This window comes from Sphingomonas nostoxanthinifaciens, assembly GCF_019930585.1.
Classification (GTDB): domain Bacteria; phylum Pseudomonadota; class Alphaproteobacteria; order Sphingomonadales; family Sphingomonadaceae; genus Sphingomonas_I; species Sphingomonas_I nostoxanthinifaciens.
Map to the genome: position 1 here is coordinate 1771412 of NZ_CP082839.1, position 19961 is coordinate 1791372.

General features: G+C 66.7%; 17 protein-coding genes. 11 read left to right on the forward strand and 6 right to left on the reverse strand.

Annotated elements, in window-relative coordinates:
• Positions 1-4 precede the first annotated feature (4 nt).
• The 9 genes from nuoG to K8P63_RS08575 all read left to right on the forward strand — a co-directional run bounded on the left by nuoG (position 5) and on the right by K8P63_RS08575 (position 10624).
• Complete coding sequence (gene nuoG, locus K8P63_RS08535) at positions 5-2008, forward strand: NADH-quinone oxidoreductase subunit NuoG (protein ID WP_223799380.1); 2004 nt, start codon at positions 5-7, stop codon at positions 2006-2008.
• Positions 2009-2156: 148 nt separating this feature from the next.
• Positions 2157-3200 carry an NADH-quinone oxidoreductase subunit NuoH gene (gene nuoH, locus K8P63_RS08540; protein ID WP_223799381.1) on the forward strand — a complete coding sequence of 348 codons (1044 nt, stop codon included), beginning with the start codon at positions 2157-2159 and terminating at the stop codon, positions 3198-3200.
• Positions 3201-3205: 5 nt separating this feature from the next.
• Entirely contained in the window at positions 3206-3691 is a 486-nt protein-coding gene (gene nuoI / locus K8P63_RS08545; RefSeq protein ID WP_223799382.1) for an NADH-quinone oxidoreductase subunit NuoI, read from the forward strand.
• A 36-nt stretch (positions 3692-3727) separates the two neighbouring features.
• The gene (locus K8P63_RS08550; RefSeq protein ID WP_223799383.1) at positions 3728-4342 is read left to right on the forward strand and encodes an NADH-quinone oxidoreductase subunit J; all 615 of its coding nucleotides are present in this window, start codon (positions 3728-3730) and stop codon (positions 4340-4342) included.
• A complete protein-coding gene (gene nuoK, locus K8P63_RS08555; RefSeq protein WP_223799384.1) occupies positions 4339-4644 on the forward strand; it encodes an NADH-quinone oxidoreductase subunit NuoK in 306 nt (101 codons plus the stop codon). The genes K8P63_RS08550 and nuoK overlap by 4 nt, the downstream gene beginning before the upstream one ends.
• A 10-nt stretch (positions 4645-4654) precedes the next feature.
• Positions 4655-6796, forward strand: coding sequence for an NADH-quinone oxidoreductase subunit L (gene nuoL / locus K8P63_RS08560; protein ID WP_223799385.1), 2142 nt, complete (start codon positions 4655-4657; stop codon positions 6794-6796).
• Between the two features lie 129 nt (positions 6797-6925).
• Positions 6926-8461 (forward strand): NADH-quinone oxidoreductase subunit M, encoded by a 1536-nt coding sequence (locus tag K8P63_RS08565; protein ID WP_223799386.1) that lies wholly within the window; start codon positions 6926-6928, stop codon positions 8459-8461.
• A complete protein-coding gene (nuoN, locus tag K8P63_RS08570) occupies positions 8458-9894 on the forward strand; it encodes an NADH-quinone oxidoreductase subunit NuoN (RefSeq protein ID WP_223799387.1) in 1437 nt (478 codons plus the stop codon). The genes K8P63_RS08565 and nuoN overlap by 4 nt, the downstream gene beginning before the upstream one ends.
• 25 nt (positions 9895-9919) lie before the next feature.
• Positions 9920-10624: a biotin--[acetyl-CoA-carboxylase] ligase gene (locus tag K8P63_RS08575; RefSeq protein ID WP_398288714.1), complete on the forward strand. Its 705-nt coding sequence runs from the start codon at positions 9920-9922 to the stop codon at positions 10622-10624.
• Between the two features lie 128 nt (positions 10625-10752).
• Here the strand turns inward: K8P63_RS08575 and K8P63_RS08580 are convergent, their stop codons facing one another.
• Positions 10753-11529, reverse strand: a complete 777-nt coding sequence (locus tag K8P63_RS08580) for a hypothetical protein (RefSeq protein WP_223799388.1) — start codon at positions 11527-11529, stop codon at positions 10753-10755.
• A 10-nt stretch (positions 11530-11539) separates the two neighbouring features.
• Positions 11540-12901: a methylenetetrahydrofolate--tRNA-(uracil(54)-C(5))-methyltransferase (FADH(2)-oxidizing) TrmFO gene (trmFO, locus tag K8P63_RS08585; protein WP_223799389.1), complete on the reverse strand. Its 1362-nt coding sequence runs from the start codon at positions 12899-12901 to the stop codon at positions 11540-11542.
• A gap of 54 nt (positions 12902-12955) precedes the next feature.
• Here trmFO and K8P63_RS08590 point away from each other — a divergent pair, with 54 nt between their 5' ends.
• Entirely contained in the window at positions 12956-13717 is a 762-nt protein-coding gene (locus K8P63_RS08590; RefSeq protein ID WP_223799390.1) for an SPFH domain-containing protein, read from the forward strand.
• A 129-nt stretch (positions 13718-13846) separates the two neighbouring features.
• Here K8P63_RS08590 and K8P63_RS08595 read toward each other — a convergent pair whose 3' ends face one another.
• Positions 13847-15139 (reverse strand): sugar MFS transporter, encoded by a 1293-nt coding sequence (locus K8P63_RS08595; RefSeq protein WP_398288717.1) that lies wholly within the window; start codon positions 15137-15139, stop codon positions 13847-13849.
• A 238-nt stretch (positions 15140-15377) separates the two neighbouring features.
• On the opposite strand from K8P63_RS08595, the gene K8P63_RS08600 reads away from it, so the two are divergent.
• Positions 15378-17177, forward strand: a complete 1800-nt coding sequence (locus K8P63_RS08600) for an IlvD/Edd family dehydratase (protein WP_398288719.1) — start codon at positions 15378-15380, stop codon at positions 17175-17177.
• Between the two features lie 106 nt (positions 17178-17283).
• Here the strand turns inward: K8P63_RS08600 and K8P63_RS08605 are convergent, their stop codons facing one another.
• From K8P63_RS08605 to araD1, 3 genes are read right to left on the reverse strand one after another with little or no spacing between them, the layout of a single operon-like run.
• Entirely contained in the window at positions 17284-18021 is a 738-nt protein-coding gene (locus K8P63_RS08605) for a FadR/GntR family transcriptional regulator (RefSeq protein ID WP_223799391.1), read from the reverse strand.
• A gap of 23 nt (positions 18022-18044) precedes the next feature.
• Complete coding sequence (locus tag K8P63_RS08610) at positions 18045-18956, reverse strand: Gfo/Idh/MocA family protein (protein ID WP_223799392.1); 912 nt, start codon at positions 18954-18956, stop codon at positions 18045-18047.
• The gene (gene araD1, locus K8P63_RS08615) at positions 18956-19936 is read right to left on the reverse strand and encodes an AraD1 family protein (RefSeq protein ID WP_317629365.1); all 981 of its coding nucleotides are present in this window, start codon (positions 19934-19936) and stop codon (positions 18956-18958) included. The genes K8P63_RS08610 and araD1 overlap by 1 nt, the downstream gene beginning before the upstream one ends.
• Positions 19937-19961: the final 25 nt, after the last annotated feature.

Below are 19961 nucleotides of genomic sequence, written 5' to 3' on the forward strand. Positions count from 1 at the left end.
GAGCATGCCTAAACTTACCGTCGATGGGATCGAGGTCGAGGTGCCCGCGGGCGCGACCGTGCTGCAGGCGTGCGAAGCCGCCGGCAAGGAGATCCCGCGCTTCTGTTATCACGAGCGGCTGTCGATCGCCGGCAATTGCCGCATGTGCCTGGTCGAGGTGAAGCCCGGGCCGCCGAAGCCGCAGGCTTCGTGCGCGCTGCCCGCCGCCGACAATCAGGAAATCCGCACCGACACGCCAATGGTGAAGAAGGCGCGCGAGGGGGTGATGGAGTTCCTGCTCATCAACCACCCGCTCGATTGCCCGATCTGCGACCAGGGCGGCGAGTGCGACCTGCAGGATCAGTCGCTCGCCTACGGGCGCGGCTTCTCGCGCTTCGGCGAGAACAAGCGAGCCGTGACCGAGAAATATATGGGCCCGATCGTCAAGACGGTCATGACCCGCTGCATCCAGTGCACGCGCTGCGTGCGCTTCGCCGAGGAAGTCGCCGGCGTCGAGGAGATCGGCGCGCTCTATCGCGGCGAGAATATGCAGATCACCTCTTATCTGGAGAAGGCGATCACGTCCGAACTGTCGGGCAACGTGGTCGATCTCTGCCCGGTCGGCGCGCTGACCTCGAAGCCCTATGCGTTCGAAGCGCGGCCGTGGGAGCTGAAGAAGACCTTCGCGATCGACGTGATGGACGCGGTCGGCACCAACATCCGCCTCGACAGCCGCGGCCGGCAGGTGTTGCGTGCATTGCCGCGCGTCAACGAGGACGTGAACGAGGAGTGGGCGTCGGACAAGACGCGCCACGCGGTCGACGGGCTCGTCCGGCGTCGGCTCGACCGGCCCTATGTCCGCAAGGACGGCAAGCTCGTCGCCGCGAGCTGGGCCGAGGCGTTCGATGCGATCAAGGCGGTCAATGCCGGCGCGAGCGTCGCGGCGATCGCCGGCGATCTGGTCGATTGCGAGACGATGTACGCCGCCAAGGCGCTGCTGCGGTCGTTGGGGTCGGACCTGATCGAGGGGCGCCAGACCGGGCTCGCCTACGACACGTCGAGCATCGGCGCGGTCAACTTCAACTCGACCATCGCCGGCATCGAGCTGGCGGATGCGATCCTGCTGGTGGGCTCGAACGTCCGCTGGGAAGCGCCGCTCGTCAACACGCGTATCCGCAAGGCGGTGAAGCGCGGCGCCAAGGTGTGGGCGATCGGCCCTGAGATCGATCTGACCTATCCGGTCGAATGGCTCGGCAACGATCTCAACCTTATCGGTGCGCTTCCCGAGGCGGTGACCAAGGCGTTTGCCGACGCGAAGGTGCCGGCGGTGATCGTCGGCGGCGGTGCGCTCAACAAGGGGCAGGGCGCATCGCTCGGCCTGGTCGAGACGCTCGGCCTGATCCGCGACGGCTGGAACGGCTATAACGTGCTCCACATGGCGGCGAGCCGCATGGGCGGGCTGATGCTCGGCTATGCGCATGACGGCGGCATCGCCGCGCTGGCGGCAAAGGCGCCGAAACTCGTCTTCCTGCTTGGCGCCGACGAGGTGGCCGAGGATCGCTTCGCCGGTGCGTTCAAGGTCTATGTCGGCCATCATGGCGATCGCGGCGCGGCGCAGGCCGACGTGATCCTGCCGGCGGCCTCCTATGCCGAGAAGAGCGGCACCTACGTCAATCTCGAGGGCCGCGTGCAGCGTGGTGACCGCGCGGTCTTCCCGCCGGGCGACGCGCGCGAGGATTGGGCGATCTTCCGGGCGCTTTCCGATGTCCTCGGCGTGACTTTGCCGTTCGATACGATCGACGCGCTGCGCGCCAAGATGATCGCCGAGGTGCCCGATCTCGGCAAGACCGGCGAGCTTGCGCGCTACGACTGGTCGGTTCCGGCGCTCGATCGCGCCGCCGCGGGCGAGATCGGCTATCCGATCAAGGATTTCTATCTGACCAACGCGATTGCGCGCGCGAGCGACACGATGCAGCGCTGCTCGGCCGAGCTGCTGCACGGGCAGGATTTTGCGGAGGCGGCGGAGTGATGGTTGCTGGCAACCTGCTCCTTCTCCCCCGTGGGGAGAAGGCTGGGATGAGGGGCGGCGACGGCGCATGGGGTGTGATCGACTTCGGCGTGGTTCACCCTCACCCAACCCTCTCCCTCAAGGGAGAGGGCTTTAAGGCCCTGCGCGCATGACCGCTTTCTTCCAATCGCATATCGGCTTCGGCTTCGGCTGGTTCGTCGCGACCCTGATCTGCATCCTGCTGATTGCGCTGCCGCTGATGCTGGCGGTGGCGATGATCATCTATGCCGATCGCAAGATCTGGGCGGCGATGGCGCTGCGCCGCGGCCCCAATGTGGTCGGCCCGTTCGGCCTGCTGCAGAGCTTCGCCGACGGCCTGAAGGTGTTCCTGCAGGAAACGATCGTGCCGGCCGCCGCCAATCGCGGCCTGTTCCTGATCGCGCCGATCATCACCTTCACGGTGGCGCTCGCGGCGTGGGCGGTGATCCCGTTCGGCCCGAACATGGTGCTGGCCAACATCAATGTCGGCCTGCTTTACCTGCTCGCGATCAGCTCGATGGGCGTCTACGGCGTGATCCTGTCGGGCTGGGCGTCCAACTCGAAATATCCCTTCTACTCCGCCATCCGCGCCGCGGCGCAGATGGTGAGCTATGAAGTGTCGATCGGCTTCGTGCTGATCTCGGTCGTGCTGTGGACCGGCAGCTTCAACCTGTCGGCGATCGTCAACGCGCAGCGCGGGCACATCTTCCACTTCATCAACTTCTACGCGTTCAACCCGCTGCTGTTTCCGATGGCGGTGGTGTTCCTGATCTCGTCGATGGCGGAGACGCAGCGCGCCCCGTTCGACCTGACCGAGGCGGAGAGCGAGATCGTCGCCGGTTACCAGACCGAATATTCGTCGATGAGCTTCGCGCTCTTCTGGCTCGGCGAATATGGCAACGTACTGCTGATGTGCGCGCTCAACGCCACGCTCTTCTGGGGCGGGTGGCTGCCGCCGCTCGACATCCCGTTCCTCTACCATGTGCCGGGGATCATCTGGCTGTTCGCCAAGATCCTGTTCGGCTTCTTCGTCTTCTCGTGGGTGAAGGCGACGGTGCCGCGCTACCGTTACGACCAGCTGATGCGGCTGGGCTGGAAGATCTTCCTGCCGATGTCGCTATTCTGGGTGTTCCTGGTGTCGGGCTATCTCATGCTGACCCGTTACGGAGTCTGAGGACGATGAGCCTCGCATATTACGTCAAGTCGTTCACCCTCTGGGAGTTCGTGAAGGCGCACGCCAAGACGCTGCGCTACTTCTTCAAGAAGAAGGCGACGATCAACTATCCGTTCGAGAAGAACCCGCTCTCGCCCCGCTTCCGCGGCGAGCATGCGCTGCGTCGCTATCCGAACGGCGAGGAACGCTGCATCGCGTGCAAATTGTGCGAGGCCGTGTGCCCCGCGCAGGCGATCACGATCGAAGCCGAGCCGCGCGACGACGGCAGCCGCCGCACGACGCGCTACGACATCGACATGACCAAGTGCATCTTCTGCGGCTTCTGCCAGGAAGCGTGCCCGGTCGACGCGATCGTCGAAGGCCCGAACTTCGAATATTCGACCGAGACGCGCGAGGAGCTGATCTACGACAAGGCCAAGCTCATCGCCAACGGCGACCGGTGGGAACGGGCGATCGCCCAGAACCTTGCCGCCGATGCACCCTACCGTTAAGCCGCGCACCGAATCCCTGGGGGCACCAATCCAGCCGTGATCCAGATCCTAGCCTTCTACCTGTTCGCGGCGGTGACCGTACTGTCGGGCATATTGTGCGTGACAGGGCGCAATCCCGTTCATTCGGTCATGTGGCTGATCCTCGCCTTCTTCAACGCGGCGGGGCTGATGGTCTTGGTCGGCGCCGAGTTCATCGCGATGCTGCTCGTCATCGTCTATGTCGGTGCGGTCGCGGTGCTGTTCCTGTTCGTTGTGATGATGCTCGACATCGACTTCGCCGAACTACGCTCGGGCTTCGCGCGCTACCTGCCGCTCGGCCTGGCGCTGGTCGCGCTGCTGGCGGGCGAGATCATCTTCGCGACGAGTGCATGGAATGCCGGCGGGATCGAGCTGGCGCGTATCGCGCCGACGCCCGACGCGGCGAGCGTCCCCAACATCCAGGCGCTCGGCATCCTCATCTACACGCGCTACCTCTACATCTTCGAGGGCGCGGGCCTGGTGCTGCTGGTCGCGCTGATCGGCGCGATCGTGCTGACGCACCGCAAGCGCGGCGACGTCCGCCACCAGCGCATCTCCGACCAGAATCGCCGGCGCCCGCAGGATGCCACCCGCAACGTGCGGCCGACGATCGGCCAGGGGGTCGAGCTGTGATCGGTCTGAACCATTTCCTCGCCGTTTCCGCGATCCTGTTTGTGACGGGCGTGTTCGGCATCTTCATCAACCGGAAGAACCTGATCATCATCCTGATGGCGATCGAGCTCATCCTGTTGAGCGTGAACATCAACCTCGTCGCCTTCTCGGCCTATCTGCACGATCTGGTCGGACAGGTGTTCGCGATGTTCGTGCTGACCGTCGCGGCGGGCGAGGCCGCGATCGGCCTTGCCATCCTCGTCATCTATTTCCGTGGCCGCGGCACCATCGCGGTCGACGACGTCAACCGGATGAAGGGGTGATCCGCCTCCAATGATCACGCTCCTCGTCTTCCTGCCGCTGCTCGCCGCGATCATCGCCGGCCTGGGCAATCGCGCGATCGGCAACGTGCCGGCCAAGATCGTCACCACCGGCGCGCTGTTCGTATCGTGCGGCATCGCCTGGACGATCTTCCCCGGCTATCTCGCGGGCACGTCGCAGCCTTATGTCGCGCACGTTCTGAAGTTCATCGCCTCGGGCAATTTGCAGGTCGACTGGGCGCTGCGCGTCGACACGCTCACCGCGGTGATGCTGGTGGTGGTGACGAGCGTCTCGGCGCTCGTCCACCTCTACAGCTGGGGCTATATGGCGGAGGATCCGTCGCAGCCGCGCTTCTTCGCTTACCTTTCGCTGTTCACCTTCGCGATGCTGATGCTGGTGACCAGCGACAGCCTGATCCAGATGTTCTTCGGCTGGGAAGGCGTCGGCCTCGCCTCCTACCTGCTGATCGGCTTCTGGTATGAGAAGCCGTCGGCGCAGAAGGCGGCGATCAAGGCGTTCGTGGTCAATCGCGTCGGCGATTTCGGCTTCTCGCTCGGCATCTTCGGCACCTTCCTCGTGTTCGGCACCGTCTCGATCCCGACCATCCTCGGCATGGCGCCGCAGATGGCGGGGACGACGATCGGCTTCCTCGGCTGCCGCGTCGACACGATGACCCTGCTCTGCCTGCTGCTGTTCATCGGTGCGATGGGCAAGTCGGCGCAGCTCGGTCTGCACGTCTGGCTGCCGGACGCGATGGAAGGCCCGACCCCGGTCTCCGCGCTGATCCACGCCGCGACGATGGTCACGGCGGGCGTGTTCATGGTGTGCCGCCTGTCGCCGATGTTCGAGATGAGCCCGACCGCGCTGACCGTGGTCACCTATGTCGGCGCCGCGACCTGCCTGTTCGCGGCGACGGTCGGCACGGTGCAGACCGACATCAAGCGCGTGATCGCCTATTCGACCTGTTCGCAGCTCGGCTACATGTTCTTCGCCGCCGGCGTCGGCGCCTATGGCGCGGCGATGTTCCACCTGTTCACGCACGCTTTCTTCAAGGCGCTGCTGTTCCTCGGTGCGGGCTCGGTGATCCACGCGATGCACCACGAGCAGGACATGCGCTTCTATGGCGGCCTGCGGAAATCGATCCCGATCACCTTCTTCGCGATGATGGCGGGCACGCTCGCGATCACCGGCGTCGGCATCGAGGATCTGTTCGGCTTTGCGGGCTTCTATTCGAAGGACGCGATCATCGAGGCGGCTTACGCGCGCGGCACCACTGCCGGCGGCATCGCCTTCATCGTCGGCGTGACGGCGGCATTGCTGACCAGCTTCTATTCGTGGCGCCTGGTGTTCCTGACCTTCTTTGGCCAGCCGCGCTGGGCGGGTTCGGAGCATATCCAGCATGCGGTGCACGACGCGCATGGTCACGACCATGACCACGCGCACGATCACGGCCACGCACATGATCACGATCATGCCGCGCACGATCACGCGGACACGCACGCCGTCGCTCACGCGCACGACGCGCCGGACGAGGGCGCCGGATCGGAGCCTGCCGTCGATACGCGCGGTGCCGAGGACATGCCGAAGGGCACTGCGGGCTATCACCCGCACGAAAGCCCGCTGGTCATGCTGATCCCGCTGATCGTGCTCAGCATCGGCGCGGTGTTCGCCGGCTTCGTCTTCGCGACCCCGTTCATCGGCGCGGGCGGCTCGGCCTTCTGGCGCGGCAGCCTCGTCTTCAACGCCGAGTTCATGGAGGCGGTCGAGCATGTGCCGTTCCTCGCCAAGATGGCGGCGACGTTCGTGATGCTGGCGGGCTTCGTGATCGCCTTGTGGGCTTACATGCTGGATCGCACCGTCCCGGCGCGTTTCGCCGCGACCTTCAACGGACTGTACAAGTTCCTGTTGAACAAGTGGTATTTCGACGAGCTCTACGACATCCTGTTCGTCCGCCCGGCCTTTGCGCTTGGCCGCTTCCTGTGGACCAAGGGCGATCAGGGGACGATCGACCGCTTCGGGCCGAACGGTGCCGCGGCGGTGGTCGAGTTCGGCAGCCGCATCAGCCACCGGCTCCAGTCGGGTTATGTCTACACCTATGCGTTGGTGATGCTGCTCGGCCTGGCTGCCGCCGCCACCTGGGCCATGGCGGTATGATCGGACGCGCGCTTTACTCTGCCGTCATCCCGGCGAAGGTCGAGATCCAAGACGGAGACTCGCTCTCGATCCGAGGGTTCATCGCAACCTTGATCCCGGCCTGCGCCGGGATGACGAAGAATTGAAGATATGAACCAGCTCGGCTTCCCCATCCTCACTTTGCTCATCGCGATCCCGACCTTTGCGGCGATCGCCTGCCTGTTCGCCGACGCCAAGGCGGCGCGCTGGATCGCGCTCGCCGCGACCCTGCTCGATTTCGCGCTGGGGATCGTGCTGTGGCTCGGTTACCAGGTCGGCGGCGACCAGTGGCAGTTCGTCGAGAATGTGCCGCTGTTCGGGCGCTTTGCCTGGGCGCTGGGCATCGACGGCATCGCGCTGATGCTGATCGAGCTGTCGGTGTTCCTGATGCCGCTCTGCATCCTGGCGAGCTGGAAATCGATCGAGAAGCGCGTTCCCGAATATATGGCGGCGCTGCTGCTGATCGAGACGCTGATGCTCGGCGTGTTCATGGCGCAGGATCTGTTCCTGTTTTACATCTTCTTCGAAGCCGGCCTGATCCCGATGTATCTGCTGATCGGCATCTGGGGTGGGCAGGACCGCATCTACGCGAGCTACAAATTCTTCCTCTACACATTGCTCGGCTCGCTGCTGATGCTGATCGCGATGCTGTGGATGGCGAACTTTGCCAATTCGACCAGCATCCCCGTGCTGATGCTGACCGATTTCCCGGTGCGTGCGCAGACGTGGCTGTTCCTCGCTTTCTTCGCCAGCTTCGCGGTGAAGATGCCGATGTGGCCGGTCCACACCTGGCTGCCCGATGCGCACGTGCAGGCGCCGACGGCGGGATCGGTGATCCTGGCGGGCGTGCTGCTGAAGATGGGCGGCTACGGCTTCATCCGTTTCTCGCTGCCGATGTTCCCCGAGGCGTCGGCGCAGCTGTTCTGGCTGGTCGCCATGCTGTCGGGCATCGCGATCGTCTACACCAGCCTCGTCGCGCTGGTGCAGCACGACATGAAGAAGCTGATCGCTTATTCGTCGGTCGCGCACATGGCGTTCGTCACGTTCGGCCTGTTCGCCTTCAACCGGCAGGGGATCGAGGGCGGCCTGATGGTGATGCTCGGCCACGGCCTCGTCTCGGGCGCGCTCTTCCTGTGCGTCGGCGTGGTCTATGATCGCCTGCACACCCGCGAGATTGCGCGCTACGGCGGGCTCGCCAACAACATGCCGCGCTACGCTCTGTTCTTCATGCTGTTCACGATGGCGTCGGTCGGCCTGCCCGGCACGTCGAACTTCGTCGGCGAGTTCCTGAGCATGATGGGCATTTACGGCGCATCGACTTGGGCGGCGTTCGTCGCGACGACCGGCATCATCCTCGGCGCGGCCTACATGCTCTATCTCTACCGTCGCGTGGTGCAGGGTCCGCTCGACAAGCCCGACGTGGCGGCGATGACCGACCTGTCGGCGCGCGAGCTGGTGATTCTGATCCCGGTCGCGCTCGCAGTATTGTGGATGGGCGTCTATCCGGAGAGCTTCATGGCGCCGATGCGCAAGGATGTAGGCGTCGTGCTGGCGCGGGTCGATCGTGCATGGCCGGGCGGCGACAGCCGACTGGCGAAGAATGGCAAGCCGGTGACGTTTGCCGCTTCGACGGAGGCCGGCCGATGAGCGGCTCGCTCTGGGCGACGATGCCCGAACTGATCCTCTCGGTCGGCGCGCTGCTGCTGCTGCTGGTCGCCGCTTGGGCCGGTGACGGCGCGACCAAGGCGATCAGCTGGGCGTCGGTCGCGTTGCTGGCGCTGTCGGCATTCTCGCTGTTGGGCCCCGCGGGCCATGCCGGCGTGGCGTTCGACGGCCTCTATCGCGCCGATAGCTTCGCCGCATTCGCCAAGGTGTTGATCGATGCGGCCGCGGCGGTCTCGATCATCGCCGCGCCGCGCTGGTTCGAGCGCGGCGGCGTGTTGCGTGCCGAATATCCCATTCTGATCCTGCTGTCCTCGGTCGGCATGGGCATGATGGTGTCGGCGGCCGACCTGCTCACCCTCTATGTTGGGCTCGAGCTGCAGAGCCTCGCGGCCTATGTGCTGGCGAGCTTCATGCGGCGCGATCTGCGCTCGGCCGAGGCGGGGCTGAAATATTTCATCCTCGGCGCGCTCGCGAGCGGTATCCTGCTCTACGGCATCGCCTTGCTCTACGGCTTTTCGGGTACGACCCAGTTCGACGGCATCAGCGCGGGTATCGCCGCCAACGGGCTCGGCATGGGCCTGCTGTTCGGCCTCGTCTTCACGCTGGCCGGGCTCATCTTCAAGATCGCGGCGGTGCCGTTCCACATGTGGACGCCCGACGTGTACGAAGGCGCGCCGACCCCGGTCACCGCCTTCTTCGCGTCGGCACCCAAGGTGGCGGCGATGGCCTTGCTGGTGCGCGTCGGTGTCGAGGCGCTTGGGCCGGCGAGCGACGCGTGGCGTCAGGTGATGGTGTTCTGCGCGCTCGCCTCGACCATCCTCGGCGGCGTCGCGGCGATCGGCCAGAAGAATATGAAGCGGCTGCTGGCTTACTCCTCGATCAACAATGTCGGCTTCGCGCTGATGGGCTTGATCCCGGGGACGCGCGAGGGCGTCGCCTCGGTGCTGACCTACATGACGGTCTACGTCATCATGACCTTGGGCTCGTTCCTGTGCGTGATGCGGATGCGCAATGCCGACGGCCACCCGGTCGAGGATATCGCCGCGCTCTCCGGCCTGTCGCGCACGCGCCCGGCGCTGGCGGCGGCGCTGGCGATGTTCATGTTCAGCCTCGCCGGCATCCCGCCGCTCTTCGGCTTCTGGCCCAAGTTCGTGGTGTTCGATGCTTTGGTCCGGTTCGGCATGTGGCCGCTGGCGGCGATCGGCATCACCACCTCGGTGATCGGCGCCTTCTACTATCTCAGCATCGTCAAGCGGATGTATTTCGACGATCCCGCCCCGGCGTTCGCGCCGGCCGAGGGCAAGGTCGAGAGCGGGCTGATCGTGCTGGCGGTGGCGGCGATCTCGCCGCTCGGCTACCTCGCCATCCCGTTCTTGGGTGCGGCGTCCCTGGCGGCGGCGAGCGCGCTGTTCTGACGATGACGCCGGGCCGGAGGCCCGTGTGACGATCGCGGTCGTCGCCGAGACCGGCTCGACCAATGCCGACCTGCTGGAGGCAGCGGCGGCGGGTGCGCTCGAGGGCACGTGGCTTCGGGCCGAGCGGCAGAGCGGCGGGCGCGGTCGGCTCGGGCGGGTGTGGCAGTCGCCGCCGGGCAATCTCTACGCCAGCACGATCGTCCGGCTGGGCATGGCCGATCCGCCGGCGCCGGAGCTGGCGCTGGTTGCGGGCGTGGCGCTGCACGACGCTGCGAGCACCTTTGCCGATGGTGGGGCGATCAGGCTCAAATGGCCCAACGACCTGACCGCGGATGGCGCGAAGCTGGCCGGTATTCTCGTCGAGCGGACCGGCGATGCGCTGGTGATCGGTTTTGGGGTCAACCTCGCCCACCATCCCGAGGGGCTCGACCGACCGGTGACCAGCCTGCTTGCGCTGTCGGGGACAGCGCCGCCGCCCGACGACTTCGCCACGAGGCTGCGTGACGCGCTCGCGCGCTGGGTGGCGCGCTGGCGTGGGGAGGGGTTCGCGTCGGTACGTGCGGCGTGGTTGGAGCGCGCGCATCCGCTGGGCACGCCACTCCGCGCTGCGACCGCGGCGGGGACGGTAGAGGGCGCGTTTGGTGGGCTTTCCGCGGATGGCGCCCTGCGTCTGGTTCTCGCGGATGGTAGTCTAGAAGAGGTGCGGGCGGGCGACGTCTTCCTCGTCTAGCCACGCCGTGCTCCTGCGCAGGCAGGAGCCTAAGGCTCTGGAACGCAATGCTCGCCGCGCCGAGGCTCCCGCTTGCGCAGGAGCCAAGGGTGGCGAAAGCGGGCGTGACGAACTCGCTAGGAACGCCCTCAGTTCTGTTCGCGCGGGTGATCGGCGAAGGTGATGCGGATCCGCACCCAGGTGCCGAGCAGGATGTGGCCGCCGATGCGCGGCGGGCGCACCAGGAACTGGAACGCCGCCTCGCGCATGCCGCGGGCGAGCCCCGATCCGGGGGGCGAATCCGCCAGCTCGCGACAATTGTCGACGTGGAAGCGCTCGATCGTCTGGCACATGATCTCGCCCCACGATCCGGGTGAGGCGCGCGGCATGTAGGTGTGCAGTTCGGCGTCGGTCGGCTCACGATACCATTCCACCGCGTACAGCTTCTCGCCGCCGGGGCCGGTCGTATAGCTCGTGTCGGATTCGCCGGTCGCGCCGGTGGCGGCGCCGTTGCTGCCGCCGGCGCGCTCGTCGGAATGGTTGGGCAGCTTGGAGATGTCGGCCTGTGCGATCTCTTCCTTGGTCATCGGCAGCAAGCCGGTCAGCTGCGCCGGCTGCTGGGGCAGGGGGATGACGGGCGGCTTGATCGGCGGCGGCGTCACGGGCGGCCGGCTCTCGTGGACGACGTGCGGCTTCGACACCGACGCCGAACGCGCGGCGGAGCTCTGCTGCTTGGCGTTGGGCAGCGCGTAGGTGATCGTGCGCACCCCGCCGGGCGGCCGGCGGAAGATCTGCGAGGGCGACAGCGTCAGCAGCAACAGCAGCAACGCCAGATTGGCGATCACCGCGAAGATAAGCCCGATCGCGCGGCGTCGCGGCGACGCCTCGGTCAGGTAGGACGATTGCTGGTCGGCCGCCGGGCGCATCAGCCGTCGCCTAGCGGGGCGTCGCGGCCTCGGCAATGGAGCCGTTCGCACTTGCGACAGACCGATCGCCCTCGGTCCACGCCGTCAGCGCGGTTCGCGCCCGCGCCGCCATCAAGCCCTTGCGATCAGCCTTCTTCGAGCGCTCAGCGAGCGGCGGGAACAGGCCGAAATTGACGTTCATCGGCTGGTAGGTCTCGGCCGTGGCGCCACCGGTGATGTGACCCAGCAGCGCGCCGAGCGCTGTCTCGGCCGGCGGCGGCGCGAGCGTGCCGCCCAGCAGCTCGGCCGCGGCGAAGCGCCCGGCGAGCAGGCCGATCGCGGCGCTCTCGACATAGCCTTCGCAGCCGGTGATCTGCCCGGCGAAGCGCACGTGCGAGCGCGCGCGCAGCCGCAATTCGCCGTCGAGCAGCTTGGGGCTCTGGATGAAGGTGTTGCGGTGCAGCCCGCCCAGCCGCGCAAACTCGGCATTCTGCAGGCCGGGAATCGTGCGGAACACGCGTACCTGCTCGGCATGCTTCAGCTTGGTCTGGAAGCCGACGATGTTCCACAACGTGCCCAGCGCATTGTCCTGGCGCAGCTGCACCACCGCATAGGGCCAGCGCCCAGTGCGCGGATCATCAAGGCCGACTGGCTTCATCGGGCCGTAGCGCAAGGTATCGACCCCGCGCTCGGCCATCACCTCGATCGGCATGCAGCCCTCGAAATAGGGCGTATCCTTCTCCCATTCGCGGAATTCGCCTTTCTCGCCTGCGAGCAAAGCGGCGTGGAAGGCGAGATATTCGTCCTTGTTCATCGCGCAGTTGATGTAATCGTGGCCGTCGCCCTTGTTCCAGCGCGACTGGAACCATGCGGTCTCCATGTCGATGCTGTCGCGATGGACGATCGGTGCGATCGCATCGAAGAAAGCGAGCGCATCCTCGCCCGTCTCGGCGCGGATCGCCTCGGCCAAGGGGGCTGCCGTCAGCGGGCCGGTCGCGATGATCGTCGGGCCGTCGGGCAGGTGGTCGACCCGCTCGCGCACCAGCTCGATCCTGGGATGGTTCGCGATCGCCTGCGTCACGCCCTCGGCGAAGCCGTCGCGGTCGACCGCCAGCGCCGATCCCGCCGGCACGCGGTGCGCGTCGGCCTGCATCAGGATCAGCGAGCCCAGCGCGCGCATCTCGGCGTGGAGCAGCCCGACCGCATTATGCTCGTCATCCGAGCGGAAGCTGTTCGAGCAGACGAGTTCGGCCAGCGCATCGGTGTGGTGGGCGGCCGTGGCCTCGATCCCGCGCATCTCCGACAGGCGTACGGCGATTCCCGCCTCGGCCAACTGCCATGCCGCTTCCGATCCGGCGAGGCCGCCGCCGATAATGTGAATCTGGTAGGTCATCCGCCAAGCGCCTAGGATGATCCGCCGGCAATGCAAACCGGCGGGAGACGCGCGATGCTGTCGGGTGGCCTGATCGTCCTTGTGATCCTGCTGGTGATTTTGTTGCCGACGCTGCTGAAGGCGTTCGGCATCAACCAGGAATATGAACGCGCGGTGCTGTTCCGCCTCGGCCGGCTGGGCGAAAGCAAGGGGCCGGGCTGGTACTGGCTGCTGCCGTGGGTCGACCGCGTCGTGAAGGTCGACCTGCGCACCGTCACCAGCGTGCTGGAGACGCAGGAAACCGTCACCCGCGACGGCGTGCCGGTGAAGGTCAATGCCGTCCTGTGGTTTCGCGCCAAGGAGGCGGTGCGCGTCGTCACCACCGTCCAGAACTGGCAGAGCGCGGTGATCCAGGCGGCCGAGACGGCGATGCGCGACGTGATCGGCCAGAGCGACCTCGACGGGATGCTCAAGGATCGCGTGCTCATCAACCAGCGCCTGCAGGAGATGCTGGCGCGCGCGTGCGAGCATTGGGGCATCGTGGTCGACTCGATCGAGATGAAAGATCTCGACATTCCCGAGAACATGCAGCGAGCGATCGGCCGCGAGGCCGAGGCGATCCGCGAAAAGCGTGCGCGCATCATCAAGGCCGAGGGCGAGAAGGAGGCGGCCGAGACGCTCGCCGCCGCCGCCGCGATGATCGGCGGCACGCCCGGTGCGCTGGAACTGCGCCGCCTGCAGACGCTGACCGAGATCGGGGTGGAGCATAACTCCACCATCATCGCGATGATGCCGGTCGAGCTGATCGAGGCAGCGAAGAAGCTGGCGGGGGGGTAGGTCTCGCCGGCCAGGCCTTCTCCCCAAGTCCCGTCACCCAAGCAAACGCTGGGGTCTCGTGCGGCAAGCGCGCGGCCTGCCGCGGGAGATGCCAGCCTTCGCTGGCATGACGTTTGAGTTAGGCGCGCCTCAGACCGTATCGGCGGATTCGCGCACTCTCGAGCCCCAAACCGCGTAGAACAGCACGTAGAGTTCGCACGCCGCGGTCAGCAGGAAGCTGTTCTGCAGGCCGACCGTATCCGCCAGCCAGCCCTGCACTGCCACCAGCGCGCCGCCGGCGATCGACATGATGAGCAGGCCCGAGCCCTCCTCGGTCAGTGGGCCGAGGCCACGGATGCCGAGCGTGAAGATCGTCGGGAACATGATCGAGTGGAACAGGCCCACCAGGATCAGCGACCACATCGCGACCGGGCCGCTGGTGAACACCGTCACCAGCATCGTCGCGCACGCGCCGATCGCGAAGCCGGCCAGCACGTGCTGCGCCGGGATCTTCTGCATCAACGCCGAGCCGATGAACCGCCCGACCATCATGCCGCCCCACAGCAAAGTGAGGTAGCGGCCGCCCTGCTCGGTCGTCATGTTGCCGATCTCGGGGCGGCTGATGAAGTTCACGAACAGGTTGCCGACGCCGATCTCGGCGATCAGGTAGATGAAGATCGCGCCCATGCCGAAGATCAGGTTCGGGTGGCGCCACAGCGAATGATGCTGCCGCTCTTCCTTGGCGAGCCGCTTGGTGGCGGATCCCATCGCCGGCAGCGGGAAGCGGGCGATGATGATCGCCAGCACCACCAGCACTACCGCGACCAGCGCGTAGGGCAGGACCACCGAATGCGCGTCGGCGAGGCGCTCGGCCGAGGTCAGCACCGTGCCGGCCTTGGCCGTGCCGCCCTTCGAGCGGCCGAGGATCAGATAGGCGCCGAACAGAGGCGCCAGCATCGTGCCCGCCGAGTTCATCGCCTGGACGAGGTTGAGGCGCGACGAGGCCGTCTCCGCCGGGCCGATCACCGCGACATAGGGGTTGGCCGCGACCTGCAGCAGGGTGATGCCGCTCGCGATCACGAACAGCATCAAAAGCGTCACGCCATAGGACGGAATGCTCGCGGCCAGCATCATCCCCAGCGCGCCCGCCGCCATGATAAGCAGGCCGGTCACCAGTGCCTTCTGATAGCCGATCCGCTCGATGATCTTGGCGGACGGGATCGAGGCGAAGAAATAGGCGATGAAGAACACGCTCTCGATCAGCGCGGCCTGGAAATAGGAGAGATCGAACACGCTGCGCAGGTGGGGCAGCAGCGTCCCGTTGATGACCGTGATGAAGCCCCACATGAAGAACAGGCTGGCGAGCAGGGTGAGCGCCGGCCGATAGGAGGCGCTCTGCCCGGTCGCGGCCATGCCGCTGGCGGGGGTGGTCGGTAGTGCCATCGAGCAATCTCTCCTGCCGGCGGGGAGCGCAAATGCTTGCCCTCTCGCGAGTTGTCTGAGTATATAGCCGCCTTGTCGCCGTCAACGCCGCTGCCGATAGGGCCGGGGAGGAAGTGCGGGTGGATGTAGGTTCGTCATGGGCAGCTGGCCCCGGTCATCCGGGCTTTGCCGTGGCGAGCCCTGTCCGAATGGCGGCTTCGTCCTGTTCTCCGCCGCTGCCTCACCGAAAGACGATCGCATGATCAATCCCAGTTCGGAGCGCAAGCTCCGGTCGCGTGCCTGGTTCGACAACCCCGACAATATCGACATGACCGCGCTCTATCTGGAGCGCTATCTCAATTTCGGTCTGTCGCTGGAGGAGTTGCGATCGGGCAGGCCGATCATCGGCATCGCCCAGACCGGCTCCGACCTGAGCCCCTGCAACCGCCATCACATCGTGCTGGCCGAGCGGGTGCGCGAGGGCATCCGCGAGGCCGGCGGCATCGCCATCGAATTCCCGGTCCATCCGATCCAGGAGACCGGCAAGCGGCCTACCGCCGGCCTCGACCGCAACCTGTCCTATATGGCCCTGGTGGAGCTGCTGTACGGCTACCCGCTCGACGGCGTGGTCCTGACGATCGGCTGCGACAAGACGACGCCGGCCTGCCTGATGGCGGCGGCAACGGTCAACATTCCGGCGATCGCATTGTCGGTCGGCCCGATGCTCAACGGCTGGCACAAGGGCGAGCGCACCGGATCGGGCACGATCGTGTGGAAGGCGCGCCAGATGCTCGCCGCCGGCGAGATCGACGACAACAAGTTCATCGAGCTGGTCGCCTCGTCGGCGCCGTCGACCGGCTATTGCAACACGATGGGCACGGCATCGACGATGAACAGCCTCGCCGAGGCGCTCGGCATGCAGTTGCCCGGTTCGGCCGCGATCCCGGCGCCGTATCGCGACCGGCAGGAAGTGTCGTACCGCACCGGCAAGCGCATCGTCGAGATGGTGCACGAGGATCTCAAGCCCTCCGACATCATGACGCGCGCGTCGTTCCTCAACGCGATCAAGGTCAATTCGGCGATCGGCGGATCGACCAACGCACCGATCCACCTCAACGCGATCGCGCGCCATCTCGGCGTCGATCTCAAGATCGAGGATTGGCAGGAGCATGGCCACAATATCCCGCTGCTGGTGAACCTGCAGCCCGCCGGCGAATATCTCGGCGAGGATTATTATCGCGCCGGCGGCGTACCGGCGGTGTACGGCCAGCTGATCGAGCAGGGGCTGATCGACGAGAGCGCGATCACCGCCAACGGCAAGACGATCGGCGAGAATTATCGCGGCACTCAGATCGAGGACGAGAAGGTGATCCGTCCCTTCGCCGCGCCGCTGGTCGAGGATGCGGGCTTCATCGTCCTGAAGGGCAATCTGTTCGACGCGGCGATCATGAAGACCAGCGTCATCAGCCCCGAATTCCGCGATCGCTATCTCTCAAACCCCGAGGATCCCGACGCGTTCGAGGGGCCGGCCGTCGTGTTCGATGGTCCCGAGGATTATCATCATCGCATCGACGATCCCTCGGTCGGCATCACCACCGAAACTTTGCTGTTCATGCGCGGCGCCGGCCCGATCGGCTATCCGGGTGCGGCGGAAGTGGTGAACATGCGCCCGCCCGCTTATCTCATCACCGAAGGCGTCCACGCTCTGCCGTGCATCGGCGATGGCCGTCAGTCGGGCACCAGCGGCAGTCCCTCGATCCTCAACGCCTCGCCCGAAGCGGCGGCGATGGGCGGCCTCGCGCTGATCAAGACGGGTGATCGCGTCCGCATCGATCTCGGCAAGGGCACCGCCAACATCCTGATCTCGGACGAGGAACTCGACGCGCGCCGCCAGGCGCTGGTCGAGGCCGGCGGCTATCCCTATCCGCCGTCGCAGACGCCGTGGCAGGAGATCCAGCGTTCGGTGGTCGGCCAGATGTCGACCGGCGCGATCCTGGAGGGTGCGGAGAAGTATCAACGCATCGCCCAGACGATGGGTCTGCCGCGCGACAACCACTAGGACGAAACCACCGTGCTCCTGCGAAAGCAGGAGCACGGTGCGTCGAGCATCATCGCTTGCAGCCCTGGGCTCCTGCCTGCGCAGGAGCACGACAGTGGTTTCGCCCTCAGTCGCCCAGCGCGACCTCGGTATCCTCCAGCGCCAGCGCGATCAGTGCCGTCATCGCGGCACGCGCCGCCTCGGGATCGGCGTCGCCGATCGCGGCGAGCAGGCGGCGATGGTCGGGCACCGCGTCGCGCGGGAGCGCGTGCTTGCGCTGCTTGTAGATCGTGGTCCAGCTCACCGCCGCCTCGATCCCGCTCGACAGCGAGGCCAGCGGCGCGTTGCCGGTGGCGCGCAGCACCGCGCGGTGGAAGCGCTGGTCGGCCTGCTGCCCCTCGGGATGCTTCAGGCTGTGCCGCGCCATTGTCTCGAGCGCCTCGGTCATCTCGGCCAGTTGCGGCTCGGTCCGCCGCCGTGCCGCCAGCGCGGCCGCGGCGGGCTCGATGATGAAGCGCAGCTCGAACAGGTCGCGCACGAACTCCGGGCTCGGCTCCTGCTCGAAGCTCCACGCGAGCACTTCGGGGTCGAGCAGGTTCCAGCGGCCGCGATCGGTGACCATCGTCCCCGCCTTCGGCCGGCTCTCGACCAGTCCCTTGGCGACGAGCATCCGCACCGCCTCGCGATAGACGCTGCGCGAGACGTTCAGCCGCTCGGCGAATGCGATCTCGCCTGAGAAGACGGTGCCGGGCGGATAGCGGCCGGAGAGGATCGCCGTCCCCAATTCGCGCGCGATCGAGCCGTGGAAGCGCGGGCCACCAAGCGGGGGGCGCGGGCGTCGGTCGATCGCTGATCCATCCTCCACCGCTGCCTGTGCCCCCTTGTCGATCAGTCGAACGCCTCGCCACGTTCGTGCGTGCAGGCGAGGAACGCGTCCGCCACATGGCGCAGCGGACGCACGTCGACGTCGCTTTCGCCTGCCCGGACCAATTCGACGAAGCGGCGATAGAGGTTCGGATATTCGGCCTCGGCCGGCAGCGTCACCGCCGCGCCGTCGATCGCCAGCGTGTTGCCGCCATGGCCGAGCGTCAGCGTGCCGTCGCCGGTCTCGACCGTGATGTCCCACGTTTGCGGGCCGGTCTGGCGCCAGTCGAACACGGCGCGCACGGGCGCGCCCTCGACCAGGCGAAAGCGCAGGTCGGCGGCGATCGGCGCGGCGCGGTTGGCGGGGAACAGCATCGTGCCGTCGAGCAGGAAGAAATCGGGCAGGATCGCGGTCGCGATCGACAATGCGTTGATGCCGGGATCGAACACGCCGAAGCCGCCCGGCTGCCAGATCCAGTCCTGCCCGGGATGCCAGTGGCGGACATCCTCCTTCCACTCGATCGAGACCGCGCTGATCGTCTTGCCGGCGAGCCAGCTGCGTGCCGCTTCGACGCCCGAGGCGTAGCGGCTATGCCAGCTGGCGAAGAGCGTGACGCCCTGCGCGTCGGCGAGCGCGGCCAGCGCCGCGACCTCGCCCAGCGTGGTGCCCGGCGGCTTTTCGAGGAAGACGTGCTTGCCCGCGGCGATGGCGGTGCGTGCCGCGTCGAAGCGCGCCTGCGGCGGCTGGCAGAGCGCGACCGCGTCGAGATCGGGCTCGCCCGCCAGCAATTCCGCGATCGAGGAATATTTCGCGGCGGGATCGGCGGCGCGGGTGGCGATCGCGGCCAGCTCGAGATCGGGCGAGGCGGCGATGGCGGGCAGATGCTGGTCGCGCGCGATCTTGCCGAGGCCGACGATGCCGACGCGCAGCGGCATCACAGTGCGCGCACGCTGACGGGCGCCTCGGGCGCGATCGCGATGGGGTTGCGTACCGGCAGACGGAAGGGCGCCGCCTCGATCTCGAACACGTCGCCCGGCTGGGTCTTCACGCCCTCGCTGAACGACAGCGTGGCGGTGCCGAAGAAGTGGACGTGGAGGTCGCCCGGCCGGCGAAACAGGCCGTATTTGAAATGGTGATGCTCCAGATTGTCGAGGCTGTGCGACATGTTCGCCTCGCCCGACAGGAACGGCTTCTCCCACAGCACCGCGCCGTCGCGCAGGATGCGGCTGGTGCCGCGCACGTCCTGCGGCAGTTCGCCCAGCAGCAGCTCGGGCCCCAGCGCCGCGTGGCGCAGCTTGGAGTGGGCGAGCCACAAATAATTGCCGCGCTCGGTCACATGGTCCGAAAATTCGTTGGCCAGCGCATAGCCCAGCCGCACCGGCTGGCCCTTCGCGTCGATCAGATAGACGCCGGCAATCTCCGGCTCCTCGCCAGCGTCGAGCGCGAAAGAGGGGGAGGGGATCGGCTGGTCGGGCGCGACCAGCGACGATCCGTCGCCCTTGTAGAACCATTCGGGCTGCGCCCCGAGCGCGCCGTCGGCGGGCTTGCCGCCCTCGACGCCCATCAGGAACATCTTCATCGAATCGGTCGGCTCGGGATTTTCCTTCGCCGCACGATGCATCTTGTCGCGCCCCTCGGCCGAGCCGAGATGGGTCAGGCCGGTGCCGGTCAGATAAAGATGCGCCGCATCGGGATGATCGATCGGCGCGAGCAACTCGACCGCGGTCAGGTCGACCGGCTCGCCTGCCGCCGCCTGCGCGGCCTCGGCCAGCGTGCGTCCGCCGACGAGCGCACCCTGCGCCAACTCCAGCGTGGTCCACACGCCTGAGAGGCGATGCGCCTGCCCTCCCTCGTCCAGCAGCGCCACCCCACGGGTGCCCGACGGATCACGAAACTGGACGAGAGACAGGGTCATCGGCGCATCCTGATTATGGTTTTGG

Bases quoted from the DNA above. Each gene is read 5' to 3' on its own strand.
- nuoG (WP_223799380.1), top strand. From the start codon at position 5: ATGCCTAAACTTACCGTCGATGGGATCGAGGTCGAGGTGCCCGCGGGC.
- nuoH (WP_223799381.1), top strand. From the start codon at position 2,157: ATGACCGCTTTCTTCCAATCGCATATCGGCTTCGGCTTCGGCTGGTTC.
- nuoI (WP_223799382.1), top strand. From the start codon at position 3,206: ATGAGCCTCGCATATTACGTCAAGTCGTTCACCCTCTGGGAGTTCGTG.
- nuoL (WP_223799385.1), top strand. From the start codon at position 4,655: ATGATCACGCTCCTCGTCTTCCTGCCGCTGCTCGCCGCGATCATCGCC.
- K8P63_RS08565 (WP_223799386.1), top strand. From the start codon at position 6,926: ATGAACCAGCTCGGCTTCCCCATCCTCACTTTGCTCATCGCGATCCCG.
- nuoN (WP_223799387.1), top strand. From the start codon at position 8,458: ATGAGCGGCTCGCTCTGGGCGACGATGCCCGAACTGATCCTCTCGGTC.
- K8P63_RS08580 (WP_223799388.1), bottom strand. From the start codon at position 11,529: ATGCGCCCGGCGGCCGACCAGCAATCGTCCTACCTGACCGAGGCGTCG.
- trmFO (WP_223799389.1), bottom strand. From the start codon at position 12,901: ATGACCTACCAGATTCACATTATCGGCGGCGGCCTCGCCGGATCGGAA.
- K8P63_RS08590 (WP_223799390.1), top strand. From the start codon at position 12,956: ATGCTGTCGGGTGGCCTGATCGTCCTTGTGATCCTGCTGGTGATTTTG.
- K8P63_RS08595 (WP_398288717.1), bottom strand. From the start codon at position 15,139: ATGGCACTACCGACCACCCCCGCCAGCGGCATGGCCGCGACCGGGCAG.
- K8P63_RS08600 (WP_398288719.1), top strand. From the start codon at position 15,378: ATGATCAATCCCAGTTCGGAGCGCAAGCTCCGGTCGCGTGCCTGGTTC.
- K8P63_RS08610 (WP_223799392.1), bottom strand. From the start codon at position 18,956: ATGCCGCTGCGCGTCGGCATCGTCGGCCTCGGCAAGATCGCGCGCGAC.
- araD1 (WP_317629365.1), bottom strand. From the start codon at position 19,936: ATGACCCTGTCTCTCGTCCAGTTTCGTGATCCGTCGGGCACCCGTGGG.